Source organism: Campylobacter concisus (genome assembly GCF_003049735.1).
GTDB classification, from domain to species: Bacteria; Campylobacterota; Campylobacteria; order Campylobacterales; family Campylobacteraceae; genus Campylobacter_A; species Campylobacter_A concisus_AN.
The window spans coordinates 289,793-307,360 of record NZ_PIRM01000002.1 but is presented as its reverse complement, the minus strand read 5'-3'; the positions used below and the strand labels follow the sequence as shown (position 1 = coordinate 307,360).

Sequence of the window (17,568 nt, the reverse complement as noted above, 5' to 3'; positions counted from 1 at the left end):
TTTTTAAGCAAAAGCTGTACCAAATTTAAAATTTGTTTATCAAAGCTTTGCTCTTTCTAGCTTCTATTTCGTCAAAATTTCGTTATTGTTTAGGGTTTATAAAAATTATTTTAAATTTAAATATTTTTTATTCTATTTAGAAAATATGCGATATTAGTATCCCAGCCATCTTTCAAAAGATACATATACTTCTCCTTGTCTGCCACCCTATGATAGGTGCCCTTGTTAACAATGGCTTGACAGCTAGAGTTGTCAGCTGGCTTTAATGCTTTAATCTCCTGCCAACACGACTTAAATAATTTCCGAATCTCTACTTGTAAAGTATTGTAACTGGTAGCAAAACTCTCCTTCGATGCATCAAAATTTATCTTTTTTTGAGCTATGACTTTTCCAGTATCTAGCCCTGTATCCATATAATGGATGCTAACACCTTTTGGTGTGTTATCTACAAAAGACCAGAAATTAGGGTCTGCTCCTCTATTGTATGGCAACAGTGAAATATGTAAATTAATTGCTCTTCCAGAAAAATGTCTTAATACCTCATAAGGTAAAATATATCTATAGCCATAACTCAGAATAAAATCTATCTTATTTTTTAGCACAAATTCTTCATCTATTTTTTCTATTGTTTTTACTAGCGTATTTGAATCTTCTTCTAAAAATTTAGCTAGTTCTTTATCCTCGCTAAGAAACAAAATTTTCATTGTCTTTACTTCAAAATTCTTGGCAGTGTGATGCCTTCTTGAGCTTGGTATTTGCCGTTTTTGTCAGCATACGTCACTTCGCAAGGCTCATCACCCTCGATAAATAGCACCTGCGCGATGCCTTCGTTCGCATAAATTTTTGCAGGAAGTGGCGTCGTGTTTGAAATTTCTATCGTGATGTGCCCCTTAAATCCAGGCTCAAAAGGTGTGACGTTTACGATGATGCCGCACCTTGCGTAGGTGCTTTTGCCAAGGCAGATCGCTAGCACGTTATCAGGCATGTTAAAGTACTCGATAGTGCGCGCTAGAGCAAAAGAATTTGGCGGTACGATGCAGACGTCGCCCTTAAAATCGACCACGTTTTTTTCGTCGAAATTTTTCGGATCGACTACGGTTCCACCGATGTTTGTAAAAATTTTAAACTCGTCTCCCACGCGGATATCGTAGCCGTAGCTAGAAACGCCGTAACTAACGACGCCACGACCCACTTGCTCCTCGGCAAATGGCACGATCATATTTTTCTCAACCGACATTTTTCTTATCCAAGAGTCTGACTTTAAACCCATTTTTGCTCCTTTTTTGGGCGATTATAACGCTTTGCGTCTTTAAAGTAAATTTAGTAAAGCGAATAAATTAGATGAAAATTAGTATAATTTTAACAGCAAAAATTAATAAAGGACAAAAATGCAAGAGAAAAATGCAGAAATTTTTACTGGCGAGCGTGCGATGTTTGGGACAAAAAGCGTAAATTTTACAAACTGCATCTTTGAAGATGGCGAGTCGCCGCTAAAACACAGCTCAAATTTAAAGCTAAATGAGTGCGTTTTTGCCTACAAATACCCACTTTGGTACGCAAGCGATATCACGCTAAATGGTGGATACTTGGAGACTCTAGCAAGAGCTGGCATGTGGTACAGTGCAAATTTAAGCTTCAAAGACGCGCTCATCAACGCTCCAAAAAGCTTTAGAAAAAGCTCACAAATTTCATTAGAAAATATAAATTTTTCAGATGCTAGTGAAACACTTTGGGGATGCGCGGATGTGAAGATAAAAAATGTTTTTGCAAAAGGCGATTACTTTGGAGCAAATAGCGAAAATTTAGAGATTGATGGGCTAAATTTAGACGGAAACTACTGCTTTGATGGTTGTAAAAATGTCCATATCACAAACTCAAAACTTATCTCAAAAGATGCTTTTTGGAACTGCGAAAACGTGATCGCACAAAATTGCCTAATCTCAGGCGAATATCTGGCTTGGAACTCAAAAAATGTAACGCTCATAAACTGCACGATAAAGAGCTTGCAAGCCCTTTGCTACGTGGAAAATTTGGTCGTAAAAGATTGCATTTTTATGGATACAAGTCTTGCGTTTGAGTATTCAAGTGTCGATGTGAGCACAAGCGGAGCGATAAAAAGTATAAAAAATCCAAAAAGTGGCGTGATAAGGGCAGCAAAGATAGATGAAATCATCATCAATGAAAATTTAGTGGATACTAAAGGCATTAAGATAATTATTACTGAAAAATAACTTAGCAAAAAAGAGTAACTTTGAGTTCTCGTTTTTGCTTCATAAAAAAATTTTTTATCTAATTTTCGCTACAATTAGACGCTTATATAAAAATTTAGGAGAAATTTCTATGAAAAAAGAAGATATAAAAGAGCTTATCGAATTTTTTAATGATATGGAGATGAATCATATCAAAATAAAAAGTGGCGATTTTGAGGTAGAGCTTGAAAAATTTTCAGATTATTGCGCGCCTGCTAAACCAGCAGCACAAGCACCAGCTCCAGCACCTGTAAATGTAGTCGTTAATTCAGAGGTAAAACCAGCTGCAAACTCGCCAAAAGATAGCATAAAATCTCCTATGGTAGGTACTTTCTACGCTGCTCCAAGTCCAGGCGCTGCTCCATTTGTAAAAGTAGGTCAAAGAGTAAGAAAAGGCGATGTAGTAGGTATCATCGAGGCTATGAAGATCATGAACGAGATCGAGGCTGAGTTTGACTGCCAGATCACTGAGATGCTAGTCTCTGACGGACAGCCAGTTGAGTTTGGATTGCCGTTATTTGGCGTGGAGAAAAATTAATGGAATTAAAAAGAATTTTAATCGCAAACCGAGGCGAAATCGCTCTTCGTGCTTTGCGAACGATAAAGGAGATGGGTAAAGAAGCCGTTGTAGTTTATTCAACCGCTGATAAAGACGCACTTTACGTAAAATATGCCGACGTAGCTATTTGCATCGGTAAAGAGCGCTCAAGTGACAGCTATCTAAACATCCCAGCTATCATAAGCGCAGCTGAGATCAGCGAAGCAGACGCTATCTTCCCAGGTTATGGCTTTTTAAGTGAAAATCAAAATTTTGTTGAAATTTGCTCACACCACAAGATCAAATTCATTGGACCAAGCGTTGCTGCGATGGCTTTGATGAGCGACAAGAGCAAGGCAAAACAGGTCATGCAAAGAGCTGGCGTGCCAGTCATCCCTGGCTCAGACGGCGCTGTGGCTGACACAAAAGCTGCAAAAGAGCTAGCTAAAAAGATCGGCTATCCTGTCATCTTAAAGGCTGCTGCAGGTGGTGGCGGACGTGGTATGCGCGTGGTTGAAAAAGAGGCTGATTTAGAAAAAGCATTTTGGTCTGCTGAGAGCGAGGCGATGAGTGCATTTGGCGATGGCACGATGTATATGGAAAAATATATCCTAAACCCACGCCACATCGAAGTTCAAGTAATTGGCGATAGCCATGGCAATGTACTTCACATCGGCGAGCGTGACTGCTCTATGCAGCGTCGCCACCAAAAGCTGATCGAAGAAAGCCCAGCTATTTTACTTGATGAAAAAACAAGAGAGAGGCTTCACGAAACAGCCATAAAAGCGGCAAAAGCGATCGGCTACGAGGGAGCTGGTACGTTTGAGTTTTTGGTTGATAAAAATTTGGACTTTTACTTCATCGAGATGAATACAAGACTTCAAGTTGAGCACACAGTGAGCGAAATGGTAAGCGGACTTGATATCATCGAGCTTATGATAAAAGTGGCTGAAGGCGAGGCGCTACCATCACAAGAGAGCATTGAGCTAAAAGGTCATGCGATCGAGTGCAGGATAACAGCTGAAGATCCAAATACATTTACACCGTGTCCTGGCAAGATCACAAAATATGTCTGCCCAGGTGGCCGCAATGTAAGAATGGATAGTCATATCTATCAAGATTATTCGATACCGCCATATTACGATAGCATGATCGGTAAACTCGTGGTTTGGGATACTGATAGAAATAGGGCGATCCATAAGATGAAAGTAGCTCTTGATCAGCTCATAATAAATGGCATAAAAACAACAAAAGATTTTCACATCGCCATGATGGAAAATAAAGACTTTTTAAGCAATAACTACGATACAAATTATCTTTCAAGACACTAAAATTTTTAAGTCAGGATTTGCAAAAAGCAGATCTTGGCTTAAATATATTAAAATTTTTAAGTTTATCTTAGGGGAAGCATGGTAAACAAAATCAAAGATCAAAATACAAAATTTTTCTCAAATGCCGACCTTGCAAAGCTATTTTTCCCTATTGCGGTTGAGCAGTTTTTAGAGTATAGCTTAGGGCTTGCAAACTCGCTAATGGCGGCAAGTGTTAGTGAAAGCGCTGTAAGTGCGATTAGTCTTGTGGAATTTGTCATGGCGCTATTTATTAGCATATTTACAGCTATCGCTACTGGCGGCTCAGTGGTTGCTAGCCAGTATCTTGGTAATAAACAAAGTGGCAATGCCAAAATCACAGCAAATCAGCTCGTTTGGTTTAGTTTTATCTTTGCCCTTTTTATCGCAGCGGTCATCATAGTTTTAAAAGATATTATCCTAGATTATGTCTTTGGCGATATTGGAGAGCAAGTAAGGCATGATGCTAGCCACTATCTTGTTTTCTCGGCCATTTCCGCGCCATTTTTGGCTGTCTATGCAGCAGCTGCAGCGATCTTTCGCACAATGTCAAACGCAAAGCTTCCTATGTATATTATGGCGGCTGCAAATTTATTAAATGTACTTCTAACTGCCATTAGTATTTATACATTTCATATAGGCATTTTAGGCATCGCCATCAGTACGCTTATAGCCAAGATGCTCGCTTGCTTTGTTATAGTCTATTTGCTTCTTGATGTAAGGCTAAAACTTCACATAAGAAAGAGCTTTATCTATAAATTTGACTACGAGATCATCAAGAAAATTTTAAATATCGGCGTACCTTATGGCTTTGAAAATTCGATGTTTTATGTGGGTCGCATCATCGTTTTGAGCCTTGTTTCGCTATTTGGCACAGCAAGTATCGCTGCAAATGCCGTGGGTGGGACGATCGTGATGTTTCAAGTACTCCCTGGCATGGCGATAGGCACAGGACTTAGTGTAGTTATCTCAAGGTGCGTTGGCGCAAACGACTTTGCTCAGGCTAAATTTTACGTAAGAAAGTCGATGATAAGTATCTATATTGTCCAGCTTTTTAGCACAGCAGTAATTTTGCTTTTACTTGAGCCATTGCTTCTTATTTATAATCTCTCGGAAGAGGCCATAAATTTAACAAGGCAGATCGTCTGGTATCACGGTATCGCTATGTGTCTTATTTGGCCACTTGCCTACACATATCCGACCGTTTTTCGTGCTGCAGGGGATGCTAAATATCCGATGATTGTAAATTTAATTTGTATGTTTGCTTGTAGAGTCATATTGGCCTATATTTTTGCGCTCACATTTGATCTTGGTATGATAGGTACTTGGTTTGCAATGTTTGCTGACTGGGCTGTAAAGGCGGTGCTTTTTACGATTAGATACCTAAAAGGCACATGGATGAAATTTAAAGCTATTTAAAAAGAAATTTAGTAATATACAAGCGATTTTGTCGCAAAGGATAAAAAATGAAAAATATATTTAAATTTGGTGCAGTTTTGCTTACAGCAGCTCTTTTTGCTGGATGTGCAAGTGAGAGCTCAAGGGTTGTTGAAACTCCAAAAGTAGCAAGCTACGGCACAGTTTACAATGGCCAAAAAATTTCAGTTTCGATAGGTCGATTTAATAATCAATCAGCTTACCAAAATGGCGTATTTGCTGATGGTGAAGATAGGCTTGGTAACCAAGCTCAAAGCATTTTGATCACAAATTTACAGCAAAGTGGTAGATTTTTGGTGCTTGATAGATCAAATATGAAAGTAATCAAACAAGAGAGTGAGCTAAGTAAAACTGCTCAAAATCTAAAAGGCGCAAGATACGTGATAACTGGTGATGTGACCGAGTTTGGACGAAAAACTACGGGTGATCATCAGCTATTTGGCATACTTGGCAAAGGCAAGCAACAAACTGCCTATTCAAAGGTAAATTTAAATATCGTTGATACCAAAACGGCTGAGGTTGTCTATTCGGTTAGCGGCGCTGGCGAATACACCCTTTCAAACAGAGAGATCATCGGCTTTGGTGGCACAGCAGGATACGACTCTACGCTAAATGGCAAGGTTTTAAGTCTAGCTATTATTGAAGCGGTAAATAATCTAGTAAATGGCATAGAAAGTGGAGCATGGCAAGTAAAATAAGGCTTGCCAGCCTTGCGCTTTTTGCGCTATTTTTAGCAGGTTGCGGCCATTCAAACGGCCCAAGATCACTTTATTATTGGGACGGATCATATAGTAGCTCGCTATATGGTTATCTAAATGAAGAGGGCGATACAAACGAGCAAATTTCACGCTTAGAAAATCTGGTGCAGATATCAACACAAAAGGGCTATAAGATCGCTCCTGGCGTATACGCACACCTTGGACTTTTGTATTTAAATAATGGAAATTTAGGTGCTGCAAATGCAAATTTTGACAAAGAAGTGCAAAATTTCCCAGAGTCAAGGGAGTATATAAATTTCATCAAAGGCTCTAAAAATTTAACTCCAAAAAAAGTAGAGCAAAAAGAGGGGACAAATAATGAAAAATAGCCTGAAATTTATAGCCTTTGCATTTTTAGCAGTATTTTTTACGGGCTGCTCTATAAAAGAGCCTGAGCCATACGACTACTCAGAATTTTTACAAAAAAGACCTCACTCTATCTTAGTGCTTATGCCAACAAACGATAGCACAGAAATTTCAGGTCCAGCTGCTGTTTTGGCAAATGCAGTCGCGCCACTAAGTGAAGCAGGATACTATGTATTTCCAGTGGCTCTTGTAAATGATACCTTTAAACTAAATGGCATAACCGAGCCAAGCGAGATCGCAGCCGTGCCACTAAATAAGCTTGATAAAATTTTCCATGCCGATAGTGTACTTTACATAAACATAAAAGATTATGGTACGAGCTATGCGGTCATCTCAAGCTCAACAAAGGTTGTCCTTGAAGCAAAGCTTATCGATATAAAAAGCGGCGCTACTCTTTGGCAAGGCAGTGCTATGGCAGCAGAAGATAGCAGCAGCGGTCAAAGTAGCCTACTTGGCATGTTAGTCTCAGCTGTCATCTCACAGGTGGCAAATACCATCTCAGATAGATCGTATGATCTAGCAGTAATGGCAGATGCTTATTTATTTTCAAGAGATTGCCATAACTGCATACTTTATGGACCATATTCGCCGTATTACGGCAAAGATGCACAGCTTCATAAAGATAGATAAATTTAATGAATACTCATCATCTTGGGATACTCCTTACTTTAGTTGGCGGTATCCTTTGGGGATTTAGTGGGGTTTGTGGGCAGTATCTATTTTCACTTGGTATAAATTCTGATTTTTTGGTGCCATATAGACTGATGCTAGCTGGCATTGTTATTGTAATTTTTTATGCTTTTAAAGAACCAAGTGTCGTTTTTGCTCCGATTAAAGATATAAAACTCCTTGGTGAGTTTTTAGTCTATGCCCTGCTTGGGCTTATGATGACGCAGTACGCCTACTTTTACTCCATTGAGCTTTCAAATGCCGCAGTTGCAACTGTTATTCAATACACCGCGCCAGTTCTCATCCTAGCCGTCATTTGCCTAAAAGAGAAGCGAGCACCAAGACCACTTGAAATTTTAGCTCTGCTTTGCGCGATGCTTGGCGTATTTTTCCTGAGTACACATGCTCAAATTTCATCTCTTGTCATCTCGCCAAAAGCCTTGTTTTGGTGCTTGGTGAGTGCCATTTGTGTTTGTGTTTATAATCTTGCTCCAGCAAGGTTAAATGCGAAATATTCAGTCACTCTCACACTTGGCTGGGGCATGGTTATGGGCGGAGTAGTGCTTGCTTGTTATATGAGAGTTTGGGAATTTGCTGGGCTTAATTGGATAAATCAATGGCTGGCATTTATTGCTGTTATTACGCTTGGCACCATTTTTGCATTTAGCTTTTATATGATAGGTGTTAAGCTAATAGGCGCAGCAAAAGCTAGTTTATTAGCCTGCATAGAACCACTAAGTGCAGCATTTTTTGGCTACTTTTGGCTTGGGACAAAATTTGTATTTTGGGACTTTTTAGGATTTGCTCTAATAATCTCTTGTATATTTTTACTATCAAAAAGAGAAAAATTATGATATTTCTAGCACAAACTGATACGACAGCTGGCTTTTTGAGTAAAGATTATAAAGAGATAAATAAGGCCAAAATGCGTGATGAGAATAAACCTTGCCTTATCACGACAGCGAAATTTAGCGTTTTAAATGAGCTTGTTAGAGTGCCAAAAAAGTATAAAAATTTTATACGCCGTTCAAGAAAAGCCACATTTTTGTATCCAAATTTAAAGGCTATTAGAGTCGTAAAAGAGTGCGAGCACGAAAAATTTTTAGCTAAATTTGACTGGCTTTATTCAAGTAGTGCGAACAAAAATGGGCAAAATTTTAATGAAGCTTGGGCTATGAGCGTGGCTGATAAAATAGTAGATGATCATTTTTTCGAAGATGCTCCATCAAAAATTTATAAAATTTCTCGAAAAAAAATAAAACGCTTAAGATAACTAGTAAATTTATACAGTCACTACCTTTTTAAACTCATCTAAATTTTTTAGCGCTTCATCTATGCCAATCAGCCAAAATTCGCACTTTGTCGTATCTTTTTTAAAGTGTTTTTTTACTAGTTCTTCCACGCTTTTTGTGCCACACTCTATTAAAAATTGTTTATAAATTTTGCAAAAATTTGCTTCATCTTTTTTAAACTCACTTAGAAAAAATTGTGATAGTAGATAACCGACACTATAAGGATAGTTGTAGATGTAGTTATCTGTTTTATAAAAATGTGGCTTAAAATATGGCAAAAATTCTTCAACATCGCTCGTGCTGTCTTTATAAAATTTATCCCAAGCTTGTTTTAAAAGATCATTTGCATCTTTTTTGCTGACTTGACCTTTTTGTCGCAGCTTTAAAAAGCTAGTTTCAAACTCGTATCTAACGCTTATGTGTAGTAAAAAATTTGCAGCGCTTTTTAGCTCCTGCCATAAAATTTCTACCCTAAGTGAGTCGTCTTTTTTTAGCTCATTTCGTAAAAGAGTTTCATTAAATGTGCTTGCACTCTCAGCTAAGCTCATTGGAAAATTTGCGCTTAAAACCGGAAGATCACGCATCAAGTAGTAGTGCCAAGCATGCCCCAGCTCATGAGCTTGCTGGATTAAGTGCGAAAGAGTATCCATATATGTGGTAAAAATTCTTGGTTGTTTAAATTTTGGCAAACTTACAAAAAATGCTCCGCCAGCTTTATTTTCTCGCACATCACTTTCTATCCAGTGTTTGTCTATCATAAGCTTTATAAAACTATCTTCGCCCAGTGGTTTTAATGCTTTTTTGATGATTTTATAAATGAGATTGTTGCTTTTATGACTAAGATGCAAAAGATAAATATAAAATTTTAATATTAAGTGCGACTATTGTAGTGTGATTTAAAGCTAATTAAAATATTCAAAATACAAAAGGACGTAAATATTTGGTTTGGTAAAAATTCAAATGATGCCAGTAGCAACTTATTTTAGTATTTACTCCCTCGGAAGTCCGTTTTTATCAGACTTGTCGCTGATTAGCTTACCCGATTCGTCGTATTTTTTGGCACGGATGAGCCTGCCGCGCTCAAACTCCCCCTCGGCTTCGAGTTTGCCGTTTGCGTAGTAGTGGCGCGCCTCGCCGGTTTCCAGCCCGTCCTCAAACATCACTCTGGCTTTTAGCTTGCCGTTTTCGTGATACTCCTCGTACAGCCCGTGATAGCGCCCGTTTTTAAACATCACTTTCGCCGCCAGTGCCCCGCTCTCGTAGTAGTCCAGCCCCGCGCCCGTTTGGCGACCGTCTTTGTACTCGTATTCGCCTCGTAGCTTGCCGCTTGGGTAGTATTCGCGCGCGACGCCGTCCTTTTCGCCGTCTTTGTAATTTTCTACCACGCGCGTTTTGCCGTTTTCGTAAAATCGCTTCCAAACGCCGTTTTTGCGGTCGTTTTTATACTCGCCCGTCTCCTCCACGGCGCCGCTTTCGTAGTACCACGTCTCCGCGCCCTCTCGCTTGCCCTCTTTATACGTTCGCTTGCCGCGGATTTTGCCGCTTTTGTAGTAGTCAAAGTCCTCGCCGTTTCGCATCCCGCCGACGTATGGGCTGCGTGCGCTAACCTCGCCGCTAACGTAATAGTCGGTAAATACGCCCTCTCGCCTGTCCGCCTTGTAGGTGCCCTCCTGCTTTAATGCGCCGCCCTCGTCAAAGTAGTAGCGGCGGTAGCGCCCGTCGCGGACGCCCGCTTTGTATTCGCTCTCGTCCATCAGAGCGCCGCTATCTGCGTGGTAGTGCTTCGCCGTGCCCTCGCGGACGCCATTTTTTAGGGGGTATTCGTTTGAGGGCTTGTCTCTGCCGTCAAAATAATCCCTGTATCGCACCGCCGTGCCGCCCTGCACGTCTATCTCGCGTATAAGAGTAGGCGGCAGAGGTTTTAGCCTCGGATAGACCATGCCCATCGCATTTACGTCATATAGGTCCTCGACGCTGTATCGAAGCATCTTTAGCGTGCCGTCGTAGAGCTTGCCTTTTACGTAGTAAAGCCCATTTTTGAGGCTCGCTTCGGGCTTCATTACGATTTTTGGCTCCAGCGCCTGTGCTCCGATCGCTAGAAGCGGAAGTAAAAATAGAAATTTTAGGATTTTCACGGTTTTTTCCTGCTTTGTTTGATTTGGGTAATTTTAAAATTTGAAACTAAATTTAAGATGAAGGCGGGTTATTTTGGATGAGTTAAATTTTAGAATTCGCGTCAAATTTATCCGTCTTTTAGAGCCTCCGAGATAACCGTCCACTCTTGCGCGAGCCTTTCAAAGCTAAAATTTGCGTTTGCCGGGCTAGTCGAGGGTAGTTTGACGGGCGATTTACCCGTTGCGTTTAAAATTTGAGTTTTTAGATATTTTTCGCAGATTTCGTGCGCTTTGCCGCCGTTTGCGAATACCTGCGCTATGCGCGCTCCGCCAAAGATCGGCTCTAAATTTGCAGGCACGACGGCGGTCATTTTGGCGTCGCTCGAGCCCTTTATCTTGCACGAGATCGCGGCGTCGTAGATGGCGATGCGATGAGCAAGCAGGAAATTTATCTTTTCATCCGTGCTCGCAGGCGTCGAAGCGTTTAAAATCCCGGCCAGCACACGCCAAAAGCGATTTTGCGGATTTGCGTAGTAAAAGCCAAATTTGCGAGAAACGACGGAAGGGAAGGAGCCGAGGATTAAAATTTTAGAGTTTTTATCAAAAATCGGTTTAAAAGGATGTGTTTGAGTTTTATTCATCTTGCAAACCTTAGTTATTTGTAAAATTTACTATCATTTTTACACCTTGTTAGTTTTCTTATGTCTACCATAAAATTTTGCTAAATTTAAATATAACGAAAAATGTAAAGTTTGTTAAAATAGAATTTATTATAATAAATCAATCAATAGTTTTTCCTAATTGTGTAAAATAAGGAGTCAGTTCATCCATTGTGTAAGGCCATTTTGTTTTTGCTATATTTTTATTATGCTCACATAAATAATATACGAAATAAATAATAGGTTGATCATTTAGGTATGTTTTATTAAGATTTAATTTTACTATTTTATCAAATTCATCAAAATCTGTCTTTGTAAAATTTTTTTTATTAATAAAGTCATAATAGGCATAGAGAATATGTGTATTTGCCTTAGAAATATTTCTAATAACTCCATGTATAGCCGTAAATTTATTCTTTAATACTTCATATAATTTAAAAATAGGTAATTGATTAATAATATTGTTAGCTTTTTGGAAAAACTCGTCAGTAGTTTCTAATAGAGCCATACTTTTTGCGATAACGCGTTTTGTCTCGCTTGTTGGGTCAATGTTTGATTTATAGATTTTATCGTGGGTTAATTCACTATAAGCGTGTTGCAGAAGTGTTCTAATTTGAATTTCACATGGAGTATTTTTTGGTATATCAATACCTTTAAAATTTAAAATACTTTCTGATCTAACTACGTAGTGCATCGACTGATAATTAAATAGAAATGGCTCATCTGATCTTTCTATTTCGTAGTCTCTATCTTTGGAGTAAGTCCATTTATTTATGCTTTCTATTGCATTGCATATTTTTTTTACATCATCCTCAAGCAAAACAACAAATCTTATACCGACCTTATCTGTTATATCTTCATATGGATTCGTATATCCTTTGCTTCTATAAAAAGCTTTTGCTATTAAAGAATCTACATCCTTTATTCTAACGGGTGTACTTATTTTTAAAAAATCCGCACTATCAATCCTAAGTTCTTTTAAGTAATTTATAATTTGTTCATATACAAACTCTCCCCATGCTTTAAATATATGTGTTTCGCCGGTAAATTTTTGGCATAGTTCTTCTTCTTTGGTCATTGACTAGCTTCCTTTGATTTCGCCTTTAACCTTTAATATTGTTTGAACTTCATTATTTTCGTTAGATTCTTGATTTATAATCTGAACATTTTGCTCAAAATCATCGGATGCTCCTAAAATTTTAACTCCCGTAGAAAAAACGATTCTTCTAACTCTTAATTTTGACTTTATCTCTGATATATCTTTTGTAATACTTCTATCGAAATCCATGTCATTAAAAATTTCTGCCCTCATATATGTGATATATTGATCTCTAATGTCCGCATCTATAATATATGTATCAGAAAAATCTACTAAACTAATGGTAATTATTGCTTCATTTTTCATATATGAATACAAGTGAGTATTTAAATCATATTTGTCTTCATCTGTAATGTTGGCTAATGAACTAATAAATTGTTTAGTTCCATTGTAGAATTTAGAAGTCAAAAATTTATTTGTATGCAACATTTCAAGCCCTAAAAAAGAATCATAAAAATACTGCGACAAACCTTGCTCTTCTGACTTTGAAAGATTGTGATCATAAACAAATACTCTGTATTGGCTATCTTTTTTTAAAAATACACCCAACTTATACATTTTCTGGTATGGTGTTAATAATAGATTATTAACAAATTCTATATCGCTATTGTTTGATTTCTTGAAGCCACTTTGCAATTCTGCTTTTATTACCAATACCAAATCATATTCTCCGTATCTACTAGTGCCTTTTATTAAAATAACAATACCACCAGGTAAATTTCTAGATGTTTGGGCGCTGACTAATTTGTTTGCAATATCTTTTGATTTTTCAATAAAATTATCATCCCTATCATCTTCAAAGATACTTGCTGCATAGGCAAAAACAGAAGTTTGTGAATTATCCCTGATACTCATTTCAATAGATTTTGAATCTTTGCCTATAGCTGCAACGATTCTGTCAGCCAAAGTAGATAAGCCATCTTGATTTAATACAGTAAGTTCATCATTTAATACTGGTGAAATAATTTCTCTATTATTACCTCGCTTAAAAATTTCATGCGTAATAATTTTTGAAATACTTAAATTCGCAAATTCAGATAATGGCACCTTAATAATCCTTTTTTACAGATTCTTTTATTGCTGGCAATTATAGCATCTGCTTTTCAAGCTTAATCTTAAAAGTACAGTTATATATAAGGAAATTTACATCTAATACCAAAATAGGAATGGAACATTATATTAAGAAAATAATAATATTTTAGTTTTTAACTAAAAGTACACTTTGATACTTTTACAAAAAATTAATTTCCCTCGCCCGTCAAATTTGAGCGAGAGAAATTTGCGCCTTATTCGGCTGCGGTATCGGCAGAGACATCCTCGGCGCTTTTAGGCGCGCCAGACTCGATCTCGTCGCTAAAATCAGCCAAACTTAGGCGTTTTAGCTGGCGGTAGCGTCTTTGCGCATCGGCCTTGTTTTTAGCCAGCAGCTCGTCTGCGTGCTGCGGGTTGGTTTTTTTAAGCGAGTTGTAGCGAACCTCGTTTAGCAAAAACTCCTCGTAAAGCGACCAATCAGGCTCTTTTGAGGTCATTTTGAGCGGATTTTTGCCCTCTTTGATTAGGCGCGGATCGTAGACGTAGGTCGGCCAGTAGCCGCACTTGGTCGCTAGCTCGCCTTGACCGCCGGAGTAGGCCATGCCGCCTTTTATACCGTGCGCGATACACGGCGAATACGCTATCACGAGGCTAGGTCCGTCGTAGGCCTCGGCTGCGGCGATGGCTTTTATCGTGTTTGCTTGGCTCGCGTTTGAGTTGATTTGAGCGACGAAGATATTTCCGTAGGTCATCGCGATGTAGCCTAGATCTTTTTTCTGCATCGGCTTGCCGCTAGCGGTAAACTGCGCTATCGAGCCCGCGCGGCTTGATTTTGAGCTTTGGCCGCCGGTATTTGAGTAGACTTCGGTGTCAAGTACGAGCACGTTTACGTTCTCGCCGCTGGCTAGTACGTGGTCAAGCCCGCCAAAGCCGATATCGTATGCCCAGCCGTCGCCGCCGATGATCCACTGGGATTTTTTGACGAGATATCTTTTTAGCTCTAAAATTTCTTTTACGCCCGGGATGCTTAAATTTTGCTCCAAAAGAGGGGTCAAAATTTTAGTGATTTGCGTCGTTTTCTCGCCGTCGTTTTTATGCGCGATCCAGTCTGAGTATAGCGCAGCTAGAGCGTTTGGCGCGGCGTCTTTAGTGCGTAGCATCACATCTTCGATGCGGTGGCGCAGCGTCTCGACCGCGACATTCATACCCATGCCAAACTCCGCATTATCCTCAAAGAGCGAATTCGCCCACGCTACGCCTTTGCCATCTTTGTTCGTCGTATAAGGCGTCGAAGGCGCGCTACCGCCGTAGATCGAGCTGCAACCGGTCGCGTTTGCTACTATCATACGGTCGCCAAATAGTCTCGTAACAAGCCCGATATAAGGCGTTTCGCCGCAACCAGGGCACGCGCCGTGAAACTCGAATAACGGCTGCGCAAAGCCCACGCCCTTGACGCTTTCTTTACTCATCAGGTCGTCTTTGTAGGTTACCTTTTTAAACAAATAATCGGCGTTTTCCTGCTCGTTTTTCTCCATCTCCTCTGATAGAGGCACCATGACGAGCGATTTTTCCTTACTTGGGCAGTTTTGAGCGCACAGCTCGCAGCCCGTGCAGTCTAGAGGGCTCACTTGGATCTTGTATTTTAGCCCTTTTACCTCCTTGCCTTTGGCGTCTAGGACGTGATCTTGCACGGTTTGTGGCGCGGCGGCGAGCTCGTTTTCATCGATGAGAAACGGGCGGATCACCGCGTGCGGGCAGACGAAGGCGCACTGGTTACATTGGATACAGTTTTCCTCGATCCACTTAGGCACCATCACGCCGATACCGCGTTTTTCGTAGGCCGTAGTGCCTGATTTAAAGTGTCCGTCTTCAAAGCCAACAAACGCCGAAACAGGCAGGCTATCGCCTCTGGCGGCGTTGATAGGCTTGACGATTTTTTCTATAAATTCGTCGCCGACGTATTTTTCCTCGTTAGCGGCGTCATCCGTCAAATTTGCCCAGCTAGGGTCGACCGCGACCTTAACCAGTCCGTCAGCGCCCATGTCGATGGCCTTGTAGTTCATCTCTACGATCGCTTCGCCCTTTTTGGCGTAGGCTTTGTGTGCGTACTCTTTCATGTATTTTTGAGCGTCGGCAAACGGGATGATGTCGGCTAGCTTGAAAAACGCCGACTGCATGATGGTGTTCGTACGGTTTTTTAGCCCGATCTCGCGAGCTAGCTTAGTGGCGTTGATGATGTAGAAATTTACCTTTTTGGCGGCTAAAATTTTCTTTACTTTATTCGGCAGTTTAGCGACCGTCTGCTCGGCGTCCCAGATCGAATTTAGCAGGAACGTCCCACCCTCGCGGATACCGTCTATGACGTCGTAAATTTCAAGATACGCCGCAACTGAGCAGGCTACGAAGTGAGGATTTGAGACGAGGTAGGTCGATCGGATCGGGTTTTTACCGAAACGCAGGTGCGAGCGCGTGTAGCCGCCCGATTTTTTGCTGTCGTAGGCAAAATACGCTTGCGCGTAAAGATCGGTTTTATCGCCGATGATTTTGATGGAGTTTTTGTTCGCCCCAACGGTACCGTCCGCGCCAAGGCCGTAAAATAGGCATTCTTTCACGCTTGCATCGCTTAGCGAAATTTTCTCGCCGACTTTTAGCGAGGTGAAGGTCACGTCGTCCTCGATACCGACGGTAAAGCCGTTTTTTGGCTCGCTTAAATTTAGGTTTTCAAATACGGCTAGCATTTGCGCAGGATCGACGTCTTTTGAGCTTAGGCCGTAGCGGCCGCCCACGATCACGGGCTGATTTTTGCGTCCGTAAAACGCTGCCTTGACGTCCAGATATAGCGGCTCGCCGAGGCTTCCCGGCTCTTTGGTGCGGTCTAGCACGGCGATCTTTTTTACCGTTTCAGGCATCACGTCAAAGAGGTATTTTAGGCTAAACGGACGGTATAGATGCACCTTTAGCACGCCCACCTTTTCGCCCTTTGCGCGCAGGTGATCGACGACCTCTTCGAGAGTTTGCGTAACCGAACCCATCGCGACTACGACGCGAGTAGCGTGCGGATCGCCGTAATAATTAAACGGACGATAGTCGCGTCCCGTGATTTTTGAAATTTCTTTTAGATACTCGGCCACGATATCAGGCACCGCGTCGTAGTAGCGGTTGGCTAGCTCGCGCGTCTGAAAATAAATGTCGTCGTTTTGCGCCGTACCGCGAGTTTTCGGGCTTTCGGGGCTTAACGCCTCGTCTCTAAATTTTTGTAGCGCCTCGCGGTCAAGAAGCCTATCAAAGTGCGCATAGTCAAGCACCTCGACCTTTTGTATCTCGTGGCTCGTACGAAATCCGTCGAAAAAGTGCAAAAACGGCACGCGACCCTTGATCGCCGCTAGATGCGCGACGCCCGCGATATCCATGACCTCTTGCACGGAGCCGCTTGCCAGCATGGCAAATCCCGTCTGGCGACAGGCATAAATGTCCTGATGATCGCCAAAGATAGAAAGCGCCTGAGCCGCGATAGAGCGCGCGCTCACATGGATGACGCCGGGTAGTAGCTGGCCTGCGATTTTGTACATGTTCGGGATTTTTAGCAAAAGTCCTTGCGAAGCCGTGTACGTCGTAGTTAGCGCGCCTACTTGCAGCGAGCCGTGCACGGTGCCCGCAGCCCCGCCCTCGCTTTGCATTTCAACTACTTTAACGGGCATGCCGAATAAATTTTTCTTGCCCTGAGCCGCCCACATATCGGTGTAATCAGCCATCGGCGAGCTAGGGGTGATCGGGTAGATGCCCGCAACCTCCGTAAATGCGTAAGCCGCGTGCGCCGCAGCCTCATTTCCGTCCATAGTTTTCATTATTTTAGCCATTTTTCCGCCTTAAATTTTCTTACGATTTTTAAAAATCTTTTATTATAGAGCTAGTTTCCAAAATCTACTATTAATCTATGTCATTAATAAATTCTGAGGATTTTGCCTTTTGAATTACTAACTTTAAGCAAAATTCCATTACCGTAATG

The 17,568-nt window shown here is 40.9% G+C and carries 17 protein-coding genes; 9 read left to right on the top strand and 8 right to left on the bottom strand.

What is annotated here, in order from left to right:
• Positions 1-116: 116 nt before the first annotated feature.
• Positions 117-704, bottom strand: coding sequence for a formyltransferase family protein (locus tag CVS97_RS05810; RefSeq protein WP_107785403.1), 588 nt, complete (start codon positions 702-704; stop codon positions 117-119).
• Positions 705-709: 5 nt separating this feature from the next.
• A complete protein-coding gene (dcd, locus tag CVS97_RS05805; RefSeq protein WP_021091674.1) occupies positions 710-1,270 on the bottom strand; it encodes a dCTP deaminase in 561 nt (186 codons plus the stop codon).
• Between the two features lie 118 nt (positions 1,271-1,388).
• On the opposite strand from dcd, the gene CVS97_RS05800 reads away from it, so the two are divergent.
• The 9 genes from CVS97_RS05800 to CVS97_RS05760 all read left to right on the top strand — a co-directional run bounded on the left by CVS97_RS05800 (position 1,389) and on the right by CVS97_RS05760 (position 8,639).
• On the top strand, positions 1,389-2,231 hold the full coding sequence (locus CVS97_RS05800) for a DUF3737 family protein (RefSeq protein WP_107785402.1): 843 nt from the start codon (positions 1,389-1,391) through the stop codon (positions 2,229-2,231).
• Between the two features lie 109 nt (positions 2,232-2,340).
• Complete coding sequence (accB, locus tag CVS97_RS05795) at positions 2,341-2,787, top strand: acetyl-CoA carboxylase biotin carboxyl carrier protein (RefSeq protein WP_084041901.1); 447 nt, start codon at positions 2,341-2,343, stop codon at positions 2,785-2,787.
• A complete protein-coding gene (locus tag CVS97_RS05790) occupies positions 2,787-4,118 on the top strand; it encodes an acetyl-CoA carboxylase biotin carboxylase subunit (protein WP_072595397.1) in 1,332 nt (443 codons plus the stop codon). The genes accB and CVS97_RS05790 overlap by 1 nt, the downstream gene beginning before the upstream one ends.
• Before the next feature lie 78 nt (positions 4,119-4,196).
• Positions 4,197-5,555, top strand: a complete 1,359-nt coding sequence (locus CVS97_RS05785) for an MATE family efflux transporter (protein WP_107785401.1) — start codon at positions 4,197-4,199, stop codon at positions 5,553-5,555.
• 47 nt (positions 5,556-5,602) lie between these two features.
• The gene (locus tag CVS97_RS05780) at positions 5,603-6,271 is read left to right on the top strand and encodes a CsgG/HfaB family protein (RefSeq protein WP_103629290.1); all 669 of its coding nucleotides are present in this window, start codon (positions 5,603-5,605) and stop codon (positions 6,269-6,271) included.
• Complete coding sequence (locus CVS97_RS05775) at positions 6,256-6,660, top strand: DUF4810 domain-containing protein (protein WP_107785400.1); 405 nt, start codon at positions 6,256-6,258, stop codon at positions 6,658-6,660. The genes CVS97_RS05780 and CVS97_RS05775 overlap by 16 nt, the downstream gene beginning before the upstream one ends.
• A complete protein-coding gene (locus CVS97_RS05770; RefSeq protein WP_107785399.1) occupies positions 6,650-7,327 on the top strand; it encodes a DUF799 domain-containing protein in 678 nt (225 codons plus the stop codon). The genes CVS97_RS05775 and CVS97_RS05770 overlap by 11 nt, the downstream gene beginning before the upstream one ends.
• Positions 7,328-7,332: 5 nt before the next feature.
• Positions 7,333-8,220, top strand: coding sequence for a DMT family transporter (locus CVS97_RS05765; protein WP_107785398.1), 888 nt, complete (start codon positions 7,333-7,335; stop codon positions 8,218-8,220).
• Positions 8,217-8,639, top strand: a complete 423-nt coding sequence (locus CVS97_RS05760; protein ID WP_107785397.1) for a Sua5 YciO YrdC YwlC family protein — start codon at positions 8,217-8,219, stop codon at positions 8,637-8,639. Before CVS97_RS05765 ends, CVS97_RS05760 begins: the two co-directional genes overlap by 4 nt.
• Positions 8,640-8,648: 9 nt before the next feature.
• Here CVS97_RS05760 and CVS97_RS05755 read toward each other — a convergent pair whose 3' ends face one another.
• From CVS97_RS05755 to nifJ, 6 genes are all read right to left on the bottom strand, one after another.
• Complete coding sequence (locus tag CVS97_RS05755; RefSeq protein WP_107785450.1) at positions 8,649-9,416, bottom strand: M3 family metallopeptidase; 768 nt, start codon at positions 9,414-9,416, stop codon at positions 8,649-8,651.
• Positions 9,417-9,647: 231 nt separating this feature from the next.
• Positions 9,648-10,793, bottom strand: a complete 1,146-nt coding sequence (locus CVS97_RS05750; protein WP_107785396.1) for a toxin-antitoxin system YwqK family antitoxin — start codon at positions 10,791-10,793, stop codon at positions 9,648-9,650.
• Positions 10,794-10,900: 107 nt separating this feature from the next.
• Positions 10,901-11,413, bottom strand: coding sequence for a DNA-deoxyinosine glycosylase (locus CVS97_RS05745; protein WP_107785395.1), 513 nt, complete (start codon positions 11,411-11,413; stop codon positions 10,901-10,903).
• A 139-nt stretch (positions 11,414-11,552) separates the two neighbouring features.
• Entirely contained in the window at positions 11,553-12,509 is a 957-nt protein-coding gene (locus CVS97_RS05740) for a GTP pyrophosphokinase family protein (protein WP_107785394.1), read from the bottom strand.
• A 3-nt stretch (positions 12,510-12,512) separates the two neighbouring features.
• Positions 12,513-13,577 (bottom strand): hypothetical protein, encoded by a 1,065-nt coding sequence (locus CVS97_RS05735; protein ID WP_159070901.1) that lies wholly within the window; start codon positions 13,575-13,577, stop codon positions 12,513-12,515.
• Between the two features lie 239 nt (positions 13,578-13,816).
• Positions 13,817-17,419 carry a pyruvate:ferredoxin (flavodoxin) oxidoreductase gene (gene nifJ, locus CVS97_RS05730; protein ID WP_107785392.1) on the bottom strand — a complete coding sequence of 1,201 codons (3,603 nt, stop codon included), beginning with the start codon at positions 17,417-17,419 and terminating at the stop codon, positions 13,817-13,819.
• Positions 17,420-17,568 lie beyond the last annotated feature (149 nt).